General features: G+C 71.1%; 12 protein-coding genes and 1 pseudogene. 9 read left to right on the plus strand and 4 right to left on the minus strand.

The window, feature by feature from the left end:
• The first annotated feature begins 140 nt into the window (after positions 1-140).
• The 5 genes from ACFZBP_RS04335 to ACFZBP_RS04355 all read left to right on the plus strand — a co-directional run bounded on the left by ACFZBP_RS04335 (position 141) and on the right by ACFZBP_RS04355 (position 5,409).
• Positions 141-2,531, plus strand: coding sequence for a nitrate- and nitrite sensing domain-containing protein (locus ACFZBP_RS04335; protein ID WP_391409809.1), 2,391 nt, complete (start codon positions 141-143; stop codon positions 2,529-2,531).
• 11 nt (positions 2,532-2,542) lie between these two features.
• On the plus strand, positions 2,543-2,962 hold the full coding sequence (locus tag ACFZBP_RS04340) for a roadblock/LC7 domain-containing protein (protein ID WP_030047831.1): 420 nt from the start codon (positions 2,543-2,545) through the stop codon (positions 2,960-2,962).
• Positions 2,943-3,323, plus strand: coding sequence for a DUF742 domain-containing protein (locus tag ACFZBP_RS04345; protein ID WP_383446096.1), 381 nt, complete (start codon positions 2,943-2,945; stop codon positions 3,321-3,323). The genes ACFZBP_RS04340 and ACFZBP_RS04345 overlap by 20 nt, the downstream gene beginning before the upstream one ends.
• On the plus strand, positions 3,310-3,897 hold the full coding sequence (locus ACFZBP_RS04350) for an ATP/GTP-binding protein (protein ID WP_383446093.1): 588 nt from the start codon (positions 3,310-3,312) through the stop codon (positions 3,895-3,897). Before ACFZBP_RS04345 ends, ACFZBP_RS04350 begins: the two co-directional genes overlap by 14 nt.
• A 132-nt stretch (positions 3,898-4,029) precedes the next feature.
• Complete coding sequence (locus ACFZBP_RS04355) at positions 4,030-5,409, plus strand: glycoside hydrolase family 43 protein (RefSeq protein ID WP_383446090.1); 1,380 nt, start codon at positions 4,030-4,032, stop codon at positions 5,407-5,409.
• A gap of 70 nt (positions 5,410-5,479) precedes the next feature.
• Here ACFZBP_RS04355 and ACFZBP_RS04360 read toward each other — a convergent pair whose 3' ends face one another.
• Positions 5,480-6,436, minus strand: a complete 957-nt coding sequence (locus ACFZBP_RS04360) for an ABC transporter substrate-binding protein (RefSeq protein ID WP_383446087.1) — start codon at positions 6,434-6,436, stop codon at positions 5,480-5,482.
• Between the two features lie 307 nt (positions 6,437-6,743).
• Between ACFZBP_RS04360 and ACFZBP_RS04365 the strand changes: the two genes are divergently transcribed.
• The 4 genes and pseudogenes from ACFZBP_RS04365 (at position 6,744) to ACFZBP_RS04380 (ending at position 10,880) form a co-directional block, all read left to right on the plus strand.
• Positions 6,744-9,221, plus strand: coding sequence for an ATP-binding protein (locus ACFZBP_RS04365; RefSeq protein WP_391409813.1), 2,478 nt, complete (start codon positions 6,744-6,746; stop codon positions 9,219-9,221).
• The gene (locus ACFZBP_RS04370) at positions 9,218-9,694 is read left to right on the plus strand and encodes a roadblock/LC7 domain-containing protein (protein WP_391409815.1); all 477 of its coding nucleotides are present in this window, start codon (positions 9,218-9,220) and stop codon (positions 9,692-9,694) included. Before ACFZBP_RS04365 ends, ACFZBP_RS04370 begins: the two co-directional genes overlap by 4 nt.
• Positions 9,695-9,894: 200 nt before the next feature.
• Positions 9,895-10,258: pseudogene (locus ACFZBP_RS04375) on the plus strand (DUF742 domain-containing protein).
• On the plus strand, positions 10,245-10,880 hold the full coding sequence (locus tag ACFZBP_RS04380) for an ATP/GTP-binding protein (RefSeq protein WP_391409817.1): 636 nt from the start codon (positions 10,245-10,247) through the stop codon (positions 10,878-10,880). The pseudogene ACFZBP_RS04375 and the gene ACFZBP_RS04380 overlap by 14 nt, the downstream one beginning before the upstream one ends.
• An 81-nt stretch (positions 10,881-10,961) precedes the next feature.
• On the opposite strand, the gene ACFZBP_RS04385 is transcribed toward ACFZBP_RS04380, so the two are convergent.
• The 3 genes from ACFZBP_RS04385 to ACFZBP_RS04395 are packed head-to-tail and all read right to left on the minus strand — an operon-like array spanning position 10,962 to position 13,488.
• A complete protein-coding gene (locus tag ACFZBP_RS04385; RefSeq protein WP_383446077.1) occupies positions 10,962-11,630 on the minus strand; it encodes an ABC transporter permease in 669 nt (222 codons plus the stop codon).
• Complete coding sequence (locus ACFZBP_RS04390) at positions 11,627-12,316, minus strand: ABC transporter permease (protein WP_383446073.1); 690 nt, start codon at positions 12,314-12,316, stop codon at positions 11,627-11,629. Before ACFZBP_RS04390 ends, ACFZBP_RS04385 begins: the two co-directional genes overlap by 4 nt.
• Positions 12,313-13,488 carry an ATP-binding cassette domain-containing protein gene (locus ACFZBP_RS04395; RefSeq protein WP_391409820.1) on the minus strand — a complete coding sequence of 392 codons (1,176 nt, stop codon included), beginning with the start codon at positions 13,486-13,488 and terminating at the stop codon, positions 12,313-12,315. Before ACFZBP_RS04395 ends, ACFZBP_RS04390 begins: the two co-directional genes overlap by 4 nt.
• Between the last annotated feature and the right edge of the window lie 19 nt (positions 13,489-13,507).

Raw genomic sequence — 13,507 nt, forward strand, 5'->3', positions numbered from 1 at the left:
CGCCCACTTGTACGGATAGCATCCTGCGCACCCCCTGTGACATCCCGGACACGCGGCCACCCCCGCTCTCGTCCCCCTTTCGCCCCCGCTCTCCGCTCCCGCCCCCGCCCCCACCCCCTGCTGATCGCCCTAGGACGACAATGTCTCCACGGACAGGTCCCCGGCGCCGCCTCGGCTCCATCCGTCTCTCCCTGATCCTCCTGGCGCTGGTGCCCAGCGTCACGCTCGCCGCCGTCTGGAGCGTGACGACGATCCAGATGTTCTCGGAGGGGCTGCGGCTGCGGTCGCAGACCGGGCTGAGCAGGTCGACCGGGGCCATGGGCACCGAGGCCACGCTCGCGCTGCAGCAGGAGCGCAGCTACTCGGCCGTGTGGCTGGCCTCGCGGCAGCAGGAGGCGCGCGCCGCGCTGGAGGCGCAGCGCGGCAGGACCGACAAGGCGGTCGCGAAGCTGCTGGCGCAGTCGGAGGAGATCCAGCAGGCGCCCTCGCGGATCAAGGACCGGCTCTACTCGGTCGTGGCGTCCGTGAGCAGCCTGGAGTACTACCGGGGGCAGGTGGACAACCCCACCGACATCCCCGCCGTGCAGGCGCTGGGCCAGTACACGTCGATCATCGACGACCAGATCCACGCCTTCCAGGAGCTGTCCCAGGTCGACGACGGCGACCTGACCTCGCAGGCGGGGCCGCTCGTGTCGCTGGAGCACGCGGCCGAGTTGGTGTCCCGGGAGGACGCGCTGCTGACGCTGGCCTCGCCGTCGAAGAAGATGGACGAGAAGACGTGGACCGAGTTCGCCGAGCTGGTGAACACACGGCGGTGGCTGGTCGGCGACCAGATCCTGCCCGCGCTCACCGGCGACGCGAAGGCGGAGACCGAGCGGATCCTGGGGAGCCCGCAGTGGCGGACCCTGGAGAAGGTCGAGGACCGGGTGCTCGCGGCGCGGGCGGCGGCGGGTGCCGAGGGGGACATCGCCGTCCCGGACGCGCAGCGGGAGTGGCGGGCCGCGCTGGTCAAGGTCTCCGACGAGTACGAGGTGCTGATCCGGCAGCAGACGACCGCACTGCTCCAGCGCAGCGGCGACGAGGCGCGCGGTCTGCTGATCAAGGCGGCGTCGCTGAGCGCGGGCGGTCTGGTCGCGCTGCTGCTGTGCGTGTGGATGTCCTGGCGGATCACGCGCTCGCTGTCCAGGCGGCTGCGCGGCCTGCGCGAGGCCACGCTCGGCCTGGCGCAGGACCGGCTGCCGGACGTGGTGGCCCGGCTGGAGCGGGGCGAGACGGTCGATGTGGAGCTGGCGACGCCGCCGCTGGACTACGGCCACGACGAACTCGGCCAGGTGGCCAAGGCGTTCAACACCGCGCAGCGCACCGCCGTGCACACCGCCGTCGAACTCGCCGACACCCGGCGCGGCTTCCAGAAGGTCATCCTGGGCATCGCCCGGCAGAGCCAGAACCTGGTCAACCTCCAGCTGACCAAGCTGGACGCGCTGGAGCGGGCGCACCAGGACCCGGAGGTCCTCCAGGGGCTGTACGAACTGGACTCCACCGCCAGCCAGTTGCGCCGCTACGAGGAGAACCTCGTCATCATCAGCGGTGAGCGGCCGGGCCGCAGCTGGAGCGAGCCGGTCGCGCTGATCGACATCCTGCGCAGTGCCGTCGGCGAGGTCGCCGAGTACCAGCGGGTGGAGGTGCACACCGAGGAGGAGGTGCATCTCGCGCCGCCCGCCGTGGCGGACGTGATCCATCTGCTGGCCGAGCTGATCGAGAACGCCACCCTGTACTCCCCCGCGCCCGCGCCGGTCACCGTGCGGGCCGCGATGGTGGCCAAGGGGCTGGCCGTGGAGGTCGAGGACCGCGGTCTCGGGCTGTCCGAGGAGGACTACGCCTCGTTCAACGCCCAGTTGGCCGAGCCCCCGCAGTTCGACGTGGTGGCGCTCGCCGACGACCTGCGGCTCGGCATGTTCGTGATCGCGCGGCTCGCCCAGCGGCACGGCATCGCGGTCACGCTGCGCTCGTCGCCGTACGGCGGCACGACGGCGATCGTGCTGCTCCCGCACGACGTCGTGGTGCGGGAGGTGGCCGCACCGGACCGGGACGAGGTGGAGCACGCGGGGGCGGCCGAACCGGAGGAGCCCGTACGGGAGTCCCGTCCGGTGGTGCCGGCCCGTACCGTGTCCGGGCGGACCGCCGCGCCCGCGGCCCGTGACGGCCTCTCTCCCCTCCCCCGCCGGGTGCCGCAGACCAGCCTGGCGGCCGAACTGCGTGAGGAGCCCCCGTCCGTCGAAGAGGAGGACCACCCCGACGACTTCACCGCCGAGCGCGCCGCCTCGTCCCTCGCCTGTTTCCAGCGGGGGACGCTCCAGGCCCGCGACGAAAGCGACCATGAGGCCCCGCACGCGCCCAAGGCCGAGGACCAGCGGGTCCCGGCCACTCGGGGGGCGCGTGACGACGGTGCCGGCGAGGGGCGGCCCACGGCCGGTCCGGCCCGTTCCGCCTCCTCCCCCACGTCCTCCACCCCGCCCGCCGACCGTTCATGAAGGACATCGCCATGACACGCCCCACCCCCGCCACGGACACCCAGCTCGATCAGTTGCTCACCGGACTCGTGGAGCGGGTCGCCGACGTCAACCATGCCGTCGTGCTCTCCGAGGACGGTCTGGTGGTGAGCAGGTCCACCGGGTTCCTGCGTGACGACGCCGAGCGGCTGGCGGCGACGGCGTCCGGGCTGATGAGCCTCAGCAAGGGCGTCAGCCTGGACTTCAGAGGCGGGCCGGTGCGGCAGGCACTGATCGAGATGGCCAACAGCTATCTGATCCTGACCTCGGCCGGTCCCGGCGCCCATCTCGTCGTCCTCACCAACCAGGGCGCGGACGTCGGTGTGGTGGCGTACCAGATGAACATGCTGGTGAAGAAGATCGGCGAGCATCTCTCGGCGGCACCGCGGGCCCATGTCGGCCCTGGCGCGTGAGGTGAGCGGAGACGATACGGCCGGCCGGCTGGTCCGTCCCTTCACCCTGACCGGCGGCCGGACCCGGCCCAGCCGCTCCGACTTCACCCTGATCACGACGGTGACGGCGGTGGATCCGCCGCCGGAGCGGGCGCCGCGGCCGCAGCCGGAGCAGACGCGGATCCTGCGGTACTGCGCCCGGCCGATCGCGGTGGCGGAGCTCGCGGCCCATCTCGACCTTCCGGTGAGCGTGGTCGCCATCATGCTCTGCGATCTGCTGGAGGCGGGTCTGATCACCGTGCACCCGCCGCACCCCGTCACCCCCCGCACCCCGGACCTGGACCTGCTGCAGAAAGTGAGGGACGGCCTTGGCCGGCTCTGACACCGCCCTGGACGCGGTCGCGCCTCCCGACACGGTCAAGATACTCATCGCCGGCGGCTTCGGCGTCGGCAAGACGACCATGGTCGGGTCGGTCAGCGAGATCGCCCCGCTGCGCACCGAGGAGCCCCTGACGGCCGCGGGGCTGGGCATCGACGACCTCAACGGCATCGAGGAGAAGCGGGCCACCACGGTGGCCCTGGACTTCGGCCGCATCACCATCAGTCGGGAGCTGGTGCTGTACCTGTTCGGTACGCCGGGGCAGCAGCGGTTCTGGTTCATGTGGAACGACCTGGCGATCGGCGCGCTCGGCGCGGTCGTCCTGGTCGATGTGCGCCGGCCGGAGTCCAGTTTCGCGGCGATCGACTTCTTCGAGCGCCGGGGCATCCCGTTCGTCGTCGGCGTCAACGGCTTCCACGGCGCGCACCCGTACCCTGCCGAGGAGATCAGGGAGGCGCTCGCCCTGCCGGAGCATGTACGGGTGCTGCTGTGCGACGCGCGGGAGCGGGAGTCGAGCCGTGACGTACTGATCGCCCTGATCGACCAGTTGATCGCGGACGCCCGCGAGGCCGGTTGAGCCGGGGAGGGCTGCTCATCCGGGTGGCGGGAAACCGCCAAGGGTGCCCCTGTGATTGACGTGCCCTCAACCCTCTCCTACTTTCTGGTCGATTAACCGAACTCTGTTCGAGATATCGACCAGGAGAGCCGCATGACCGACCCCTCACGCAGACACTTCCTCGGCATGGCCGCCACCGTCCCGCTCGCCGCGACCGGTGCGCTGGCCCTCGGTGCCGGGACCGCCCACGCCGCCGACTCGGCGTACGCGATGGTCTACTTCACCGAGTCCAACACCATGCTGGAGGCGGACTACAACCTCCACCTGGCCGTCAGCACCGACGGCCTGCGCTGGACACCGCTCAACCAGAACAAGCCGGTCGCCACCCCCACCCTCGGCGCCGGCGGTCTGCGCGACCCGTTCCTGCTGCGCAAGCAGGACGGCACGTTCGTCGTCCTCGCGACCGACCTCAGCGGCACGGACTGGACCCGCAACAGCGTCTACATCCACGTCTGGGACTCCACCGACCTGCGCACCTTCACCGGCTACCGGCTGCTGAAGCTGCACGACATGACCACCACGCACAGCTGGGCGCCGGAGGCGTTCTGGGACGCCGCACGCGGCCAGTACGGCATCCTCTACTCGTCGGTGAACAGCAGCGGCCACAACGTCATCATGGTCAGCTACACCACCGACTTCCGTACGACGACCAGCCCCCAGGTCTTCTTCGACCCCGGCTACGACGTCATCGACGGCAACCTCACCGTCGGCGTGAACGGCGTCAACTACCTCTACTTCAAACGGAACGGCACCCTGGTCGGCGCCCGCTCCACGAGCCTGAACCCGGGCAGCTTCACCGCGTTCAGCACCGCCGTGAACCACGGCGGCACCGAGGCGCCCACGGTGGTCAAGTCCCTGACCGGCAACAACTGGTACCTGTGGGGCGACACGTACACACCGAACGGCGTCTTCTACGTCTGGCAGACGACCGATCTGGCCGCCGGCACCTGGACCGCCCTGGACCAGAAGCTCTACACGCAGCCGCTCAACTCCAAGCACTGCGGCATCCACCCGATCACCTCGACCGAGTACGACAACCTGTTGGCCAAGTGGGGCGCCCCCGCCTGGAACCGGCTGAAGTCCTACAACTACCCGGCCCGCTACGTCCGCCACAGCGGCTTCGCCGGCCGGATCGACGCCTACCCCTTCGACCCGTTCCCCGACTCGCAGTGGAAGCTGGTGCCGGGGCTCGCCGACTCCTCCGGCGTCTCCTTCCAGTCGGTCAACTACCCGACCCGCTATCTGCGGCACTACGACTACGCCCTGCGCCTGGACGTGAACGACGGCACGTCGACGTTCGCGGGTGACGCCACCTTCCACCGTACGGCCGGACTCGCGGACGCCACCTGGGCGTCGTTCCGCTCGTACAACAACCCGACCCGCTACCTCAGGCACTCCGACTACGCCCTGCGCATCGACCCGATATCGACGGCCACCGAACGCCAGGACGCCACCTTCCAGGTCGGCTACTGACCGACAGCACAGCGGGGTTGTGACGGCAGCCCGTCACAACCCCGCGAGAACCTGCCCGGTCAGCCGTACGTCAGCCCAGGCCGGCCGACTTCAGCCAGGCCTTGGCGACGTCCAGCGGGTCCTTGCTCTCCAGCTGCACCTGGGAGTCCAGCTCGAGGAGCGTCTTGGTGTCCAGCTTGGCCGAGACCGCGTTGAGCGCGTCGACGCCCTCCTGGGAGAGGCCGCTCTTGTAGACCAGCGGAGTCACCTGGGCGAAGCCGAAGAGGTTCTTCGGGTCCTTCAGGACGACGAAGCCCTCCTTGGTGATGCTCGGGTCGGTGGTGAAGACGTCCGCGGCCTGCACGGTGTTCTTCACCAGCGCCGCCCGGGTCAGCGGGCCGCCCGCGTCCAGCGCCTTGAAGGACTTGAACGTCAGCCCGTACTCGGACTCCAGGCCCTTCAGGCCCTGCTGGCGGGTCTGGAACTCGGGCGAGCCGCCGATCACCAGGTCCGGGGCGACGTCCTTGAGGTCTTCAAGGGTGGAGTCGGAGGTCAGGTCGTACTTCTTCGCCGTCTGAACGTTGAGGGCGACGGAGTCCTTGTTCTCGGCGGGCGACGACTCCAGCAGCGTCAGCTTCGCGTCCAGCTTGGTCTTCACCGCCGCGTTCACGGCCTCGGAGGACTTCTGCTCCGCCTTGGGGTCGAGGTAGGCCAGCAGCGAGCCGTTGTACTCCGGCAGCACGGTGACGGAGCCGTTGCGGAGCTGACCGTAGGTCACCTCGCGGCTGCCGATGTTGGGCTGGTAGCTGACCTCGATGCCCTTGGCCTTGAGCGCCTCACCGTAGATGTCGGCGAGCAGGGTGCTCTCGGGGAAGTTGTTGGAGCCGACGACGACGGTGTCACCGCTCGGCTTGTCCCCGGCGAGCGGGTCGGACTTGTCGTCGGAGGAGGAACATCCCGCCAGCAGCGCCGCCGTGGCGGCGAGCGCGACGGCGGCCGCGCCGGGATGGTTCCTGAGGGACCTGCTGCGTGTGGCGGTGAAAGTCACGATTCCCGTTCCGGATTCAGTGGGTTGGGAGAGCTCTTCCACTGATCCAATCCAGCCGGTTCTCGGTCAGTCAAGAGCGGGCGGGTCACCGATTGGCCTCAAAAATCGGAAGGTAACGGGCAGTTGCGCTCCGATGTGAAGGAGGGACGGTTGGGGTGCAGGGGGTCGTAATGGATTCTTGACGTACAGTTCCGGTCACGGAGATCCAGGGGCGGTACCGTCCCCGTCAGAAAGCCGTTTCATACTCGATCAGCACCGGTCATGTGCGACCCTTCGCGCGCCGTGTGACGCCCACGAAGGAGGCAGGGTGGCCACTGATGAAGTGGGCGTGCCCCGTCCGCGTCGGATACGTGGCTTCGCCGACCGCTGGCCGTTCCGGCGCAAGCTCAATCTCCTGGTCGGTGTGCCGCTGACGGTGGTCGCGGTCCTGCTCGCCTATCTCATCGCCGACCAGACCGCGCAGTCGCGCGACGCCGCCGACGCCGCCCGGCTGGTCCGGGAGAGCGTCGAGGTCGCGACCCTCGTGGACCGGCTGGCCGCCGAGCACCAGCAGGCGATCCTGCTGTCCGTACGGCACGAGGCCGCCGGGGACAGCGAGCCCTCGTCCGCCGCCTACCGCACGGCGCAGTCCAGCGTGGACTCCCAGGTCCAGCGGGTGCGCGACGCGTTCGGGGAACGGCTGCCGCAGACCGAGGCGCAGGCCCTGCGCGGGGTCGAGGGACTGAGCAGCCTGCGGGACACCGTCGAGCAGGGCTATCTGCCCGCCAGCAACATCGACCCGGCCTACACCCACGCCGCCCAGGGGCTGATCGACGGCCTCGGCCTGGACCGCAACCCCGATCTCGCGACCTCCTTCACCGGCAGCATGCTGGACTCGCTGCTGCGCGCGGGCGCCGCCCACAGCGCCTTCGAGACCGGCGTGTTCTCGGCGTCGACCGGCGACTCCAACGCGCTGATCGAGTTCATCGGCGCGATCGGCGCCTACGACGAGTACACCCACCAGGCCGAACGGTTCGCCCGGTTCGCCACCGAGGCCCAGGCCGAGACCCTCGAGGGGATCAGGTACACCCGGGCGCAGACCACCATCAGCCGGCAGTACTCCGAGCTGCAGATCGACCCGGGCGCGGTGCAGGCCGACTCCCCCGCCGAGATCCGCAGGTCGCTCGCCGAGGCGCTCGACTCCTACGGCGCCTACCGCGACCAGGCCAGGACCCGGCTGGCGATCACCACCTCGCTCATCGGGCAGATCGCCGACGAGGCGGAGAGCGCCTCCGACACGGCGGCGTGGCGCGCGCTCCTGCTGCTGGGGCTCGCCCTGTTCGGCTTCGCGGTCTGGCTGGCCCTCGCGATGCTGGTCCGCCGTTCGGTGGTCCGCCCGGTGCAGGCCCTCACGGGTGCGGCACGGCAGGTCGCCGAGGTCGCCGAGCGCGAACTGGCCCGGGTGGCCGACGACGACGCCGAGGACGACGGCCCGCCCCGCCTCGGCGAGATGCCGGTCACCGCGCGCGACGAGATCGGTGAACTCGCCGAGACCTTCAACCAGGTGCAGAAGACAGCGGCCGCGCTGCTGGAGCGGCAGGTGCTCAGCCGGCGCAACGTCGCCGAGATGTTCGGCAACGTGGGCCGCAGGGTCAGCAACCTGACCACACGCCAGCTGTCCCTGATCGACGTGGTGGAGCGGGGCGAGACGGATCCCGCCCTGCTGGAGCGGCTCTACTCCATCGACCACATCGCGGTCCGGCTGCGCCGCAACGCCGACAGCCTGATGCTGCTCGCCGGCATCCACGAGGCGGTCCTGGACTCCGGTCCCAGTCCGCTCACCACCGTAGTACGCGCCGCGCTCGGCCAGATCGAGGGCTACCAGCGGGTGGAGGTGCGGGCGCGGACCGAGGCCGTGGTGGAGCCGGAGGTCATCGGTGACCTGACGCTGATGGTGGCCGAACTGCTGGAGAACGCGGTGTCGTTCTCGCCGGAGGGCAGCCCGGTCGAGGTGCGCGTGGCGGCCTCCGGCGACGACGCGGTCGTCGTCGTCACCGACCACGGTCTCGGCATGACGCCCGAACGCCTCGACGAGGAGAACGCGCGGCTGATCCGCCGCGAGCGACTGGACGTCGTACCGACGAAGGTCCTCGGTCTGTTCGTGGTCGGCACGCTGGCGCGCCGCTGGCACATCACGGTCACGCTGTCGCGGACGCCGGGCGGCGGTGTGACGGCCGAGGTGACGGTGCCGTCGTCGCTGCTGGTGACGGGGAGCACGACGGGGTCGGCGGCCACCGCGGCCCTGGCCGCGGTGGCGGCCGCCGCTCCGCCGGCCGCCGCGCCGCCCGCGACCAGGCCGCCTTCGGCCCCCGCCGCGGGGCCCCGGCCCTCGGCCACGGTGCCTGCGGATCCCGTACGGCCGGACGGTCACGGCGACGGTGACGGTGACGCCCTGCGGCCGCTGCCCCGCCGCGTCACCCACCGTGAGCCGACGCCCGTCGACCATGCCCGGGCCGACCAGCCGGAACCGGCTGTCGGCGCGACCCGGCCGCTGCGTCGCCGAGTGCGCGGCGCGACCCTGCGGACGACCGCCGAGCCGTCCGAACGGCAGTCGGCGCTGCGCCAGGATGTGCGGACGCTCGACGCGGAGGCGGTGCGGGCCGCGCTCGACGAGTTCGAGGCCGGCGTGGAGCGCGCGCACCGCGACAGCCGGTCCGGCGACACCGGGGAACACCCCGCCCCCGTCATGACCCCGACCCCCCATGAGCAGGACCAGAACGACTCCCCGGAAGGAGCGGAGCAGTGAGCACGTCGACAGGTGGCACCCCGGTGGGAGGCTCCACGCCGGCCGAACTTCAGGCCGCCGCGGCCGACTTCACCTGGCTGCTGAATCGGTTCGCGAAGGAGACGGCCGGTGTGGTGGACGCCATCGCCGTCTCGTCGGACGGCCTGCTCATCGCCGTGTCAGAGCTGCGTGAGCACGCCGACTCCGAGCGGCTCGCCGCGATCGTCTCCGGCATCACCAGCCTGGCCGCCGGCGCCTCCGGCAACTACGGCCTCGGCGGCCTCAACAAGGTCATCATCGACCTGGAGGGCGGTCATGTCCTGGTCTCCGCGATCGGCAGCGGCGCCGTCCTCGGCGTGGTCACCGACAAGGAGGCCAAGCTGGGCAACATCGCCTACGAGATGACCGTGTTCGCCAACCGTGCCGGCTCCTCCCTCAGCCCGCAGCTCGTGCTGGAGCTGAAGAACAACGTCGGCGCCGCGTCGGCCCGCTGACGCCCAGAAGGACGGACACCGCCATGGCGGACGGCACCCCACCACCGGCCGCGGCCGGCCCGGAGCCCGCCGGTCCATCCGGGCCGGAGCCTGACGGCGTCGAGCCCGACGGGCCGGAACCCGGGACCGGTCCCGCCGTTCCGGAGGGTGACCGGACCCACCCCGGCGGGCAGCCGGACCCGGTCGGCCCCGCCCCCGCCGTGCGGCCGTTCCTGGTGACCGCCGGGCGGGTGGTGGGGGATGCCGACGGTCGGTCGATGCCGGTCGAGACGCAGGTGGTGGCCACCACCGAGGGGATCGACGCGCTCGACCGGCTGGCCTTCGAGCGGCACGACATCGTCGCCGTCTGCCGGTTGCCGCAGTCCATCGCGGAGATCGCGGCCCGGCTGCGGCTGCACCTGAACGTGGTGCGTGTCCTCGCCGAGGACCTGCGCGCCGCCGGGCAGTTGGCGGTGCACGTGCCCGACTCCGGCGTCGTCCACGACGCATCCGTCCTGCGCAGGGTCATCGACGGCCTGCGCGCCATCCCCGACTCGCGAGGGGTCACTCCGTGACGACGACTGAACCGGCCTCCCCCAGCCTCCGGCCGGGGGGACCCCCAGGCGCGCCCGCCGCGCCGGCGGCCACCGTACGACCGCCGCTGCCGGTCAAGATGGTGATCGCGGGCGGCTTCGGCGTGGGCAAGACCACCGCCGTGGGTTCGATCTCCGAGATCGAGCCGCTGACCACCGAGGCCGCCATCACGGAGGTCGCGGCGGGTGTGGACGACCTCACGCACACCCCGCTCAAGACCACGACCACCGTGGCCATGGACTTCGGCTGCCTCACCATCGACCCCACCCTGAAGCTGTATCTGTTCGGCACGCCCGGCCAGGAGCGGTTCGGGTTCATGTGGGACGACATCGTCGAGGGCGCGGTCGGCGGGCTCGTCATCGTCGACACCCGCCGCCTCGACGACTGCTACGCCGCCGTCGACTACTTCGAGCACCGGGGCATCCCCTTCGCGGTGGCCGCCAACGCCTTCGACGGCGAGGTCGAGCACACCCTGGAGGAGATCCGCTGGGCCCTCGACGTCACCGAGGGCGTCCCGGTCCTGGTCTTCGACGCCCGCGAGCGCACCTCCGTGCGGGATGCGCTGCTGGTCGTCCTGGAGCTGGCGCTGGCCCGCACGCAGGCGCTTCGCTGAACTGGCCGTGGTTCGCTGCGGGCCGGTGGGGGCTGGTCGCGCCCCGCGGCGGAGCCGCGTGTCGATACAGCACCGCGCCCCTCAAGGGCGCCTGCGCACCCCCGGCGACACCGCTACCCGTGACACCGCCCAGAACAGCCCCAGCGTCGCCAACGCCATGGCGGCGACCAGCGTGGCGCCGCCCACGACCTTCTCGTAGTCGCGCTGGTAGAGGCCGTCGATGATGTAGCGGCCGAGGCCGCCGAAGCTGACGTAGGCGGCGATGGTGGCCGTGGAGACGATCTGGATGGCCGCCGAGCGCAGGCCGCTGAGGATCAGCGGGAGGGCGACGGGGAGTTCGACGCGGAAGAGGACCGCGGTCTCGGCCATGCCCATGCCGCGGGCGGCGTCCACCGGGGCGGGGTCGACGGAGCGCATCGCCTCGTAGGTGGTGACGAGGATGGGCGGGATGGCGAGCACGACCAGCGGGATCATCACGGGGGCCATGCCCAGGCCCAGCAGGATGAACATCAGCACCATCAGCCCGAAGCTGGGCAGCGCCCGGGCGGAGGTGGCGATGAGGGCGAGCGTGTTGCCGCCGCGCCCGGTGTGGCCGGTGAGCAGGCCGACGGGCAGGCCGACGGCGGCGGCGATGCCGAGGGCCATCAGCGTGTACTGGATGTGCTCGCCGACGCGGGTCGGGATGCCGTCGTAGCCCTGCCAGTGGGCGTTGTCGCTGAAGAAGGAGTTGATGAAGTTCAGGACGTTCACCGGGCGGCCTCCTGCACGGCGGGGGTGCGCGCCTTGTTCCGGCGGGTGGCGCGCGGCATCCAGGGCGTCAGCAGGACGCGGAGACCGATCAGCGCGGCGTCGACGAGGAGGGCGAGGACGGCCGTGCCCACGACGGAGAGCCAGATCAGGCGGGGCTGATTGTAGGTCAGGCCGCTGTTGAGCAGGTTGCCGAGGGCGCCCTCGTTGCCGATCAGCATGCCGACGCTGACGAGGGAGACACTCGACACGGACGCCACCCGCAGCCCGGCGATGATGGCGGGCGCCGCGATCGGCAACTGCACCTGGACATAGCGCCGTACGGGCCCGAAGCCCATGGCGGTGGCGGCGGCCAGGGTCTCCTGCGGCACCGAGCGGACGCCGTCCACGATCGCCGGGACGAGCACGACGAGGCTGTAGACGGCCAGCGGGATCATCACCGTGAGCTCGCTGAGGCCGGTGTAGTCGATGAGGATGACGAAGAACGCGAGCGACGGGATCGCGTACAGCACGGTCGTCACCCACAGCACGGGCGCGTACAGCCAGCGCACCCGCACACACAGCTGGGCGACGGGCAGGGCGACGAGGAGGCCGACGAGCACCGGGATCAGGGCCTCGCGCAGATGCAGGGCGACCAGTCCGAAGTAGCTGTTCTGGAGGTCGCTGGGCAGGTCGAGGAGTTCGCTCATGGCGCGACCTTCTGGACCTTGCCGTCGTCGTCGGGCTCGGCGTCCGCGTCCCGCGCCCTGTCCGCGTCGCTCAGCGCGTGCGCGCCCCGGATGGCCTCCGCGATGACCTGCTGCGAGACGACCCCGGTGGCCCGGCCCGACGCGTCCACGGCGACGGCCCATCCGGTGGGCGAGAGCACGGCGCAGTCGAGGGCGGCCCGCAGCGAGTCGGTGCCGGCGACGAACGGACGCCCGTACGGCAGGAGTCGTTCGGTCGTGATCGCCCCGGCGGTGAGGTCCCGCGGCTCGCCCCAGCCGAGGGGCTTGCCGTCGGCGTCGGTGACGAGGAGGTACGGGGTGTCGGCGGCGCCCGCTTCGGCGAGCCGCTCGGCGGTGGCGTCCACGGCCACGACCGGGGCGGTCAGCAGCTCCAGACCCGCCGCCGGGAAGAACGACAGCCGCCGGATACCGCGGTCGGCGCCGAGGAAGTCCTCCACGAAGTCGTCGGCCGGCCGGGACAGCAGCTCCGCGGGCGGCGCGAACTGGGCGAGCTTGCCGCCCGTGCGCATCACAGCGACCATCGTGCCGAGCTTGACGGCCTCGTCGATGTCATGGGTGACGAAGACGATGGTCTTGCCCAACTCGTCCTGGATCCGTAGGAGTTCGTCCTGCAGTCCCTTGCGCACCACGGGGTCGACGGCCGAGAACGGCTCGTCCATCAGCAGCACCGGCGGGTCCGCCGCGAGCGCCCGCGCCACACCGACGCGCTGCTGCTGGCCGCCGGAGAGCTGGTACGGGTACCGCTTGGCGAGCGTTCCGTCGAGGCCGACCCGCTCCATCAGCTCCCGCGCCCGGGCCCGGGACTTGTCCTTGCCCCAGCCGAGCATGCGGGGCACGGTGGCGATGTTGTCGAGGATCGTGCGGTGCTGGAAGAGGCCGGCGTTCTGGATGACGTATCCCATGGACCGGCGCAGCGTGTTGACGGGCTGCCGGCGGCTGTCGACGCCGTCGATGAGGATGGTGCCCTCGCTGGGCTCGACCATCCGGTTGATCATCCGCAGGGTGGTCGTCTTCCCGCAGCCCGACGGCCCCACGAGAACGGTGATCGAGCGGTCGGGTATCTCCAACGAGAGCCGATCGACCGCCACCGTGCCGTCCGGGTATCGCTTGGTGACTGAGTCTATGCGTATCAAAACGCCGAATGCCCTTCGG

The sequence above is a fragment of the Streptomyces sp. NPDC008086 genome (assembly GCF_042957325.1).
Classification (GTDB): domain Bacteria; phylum Actinomycetota; class Actinomycetes; order Streptomycetales; family Streptomycetaceae; genus Streptomyces.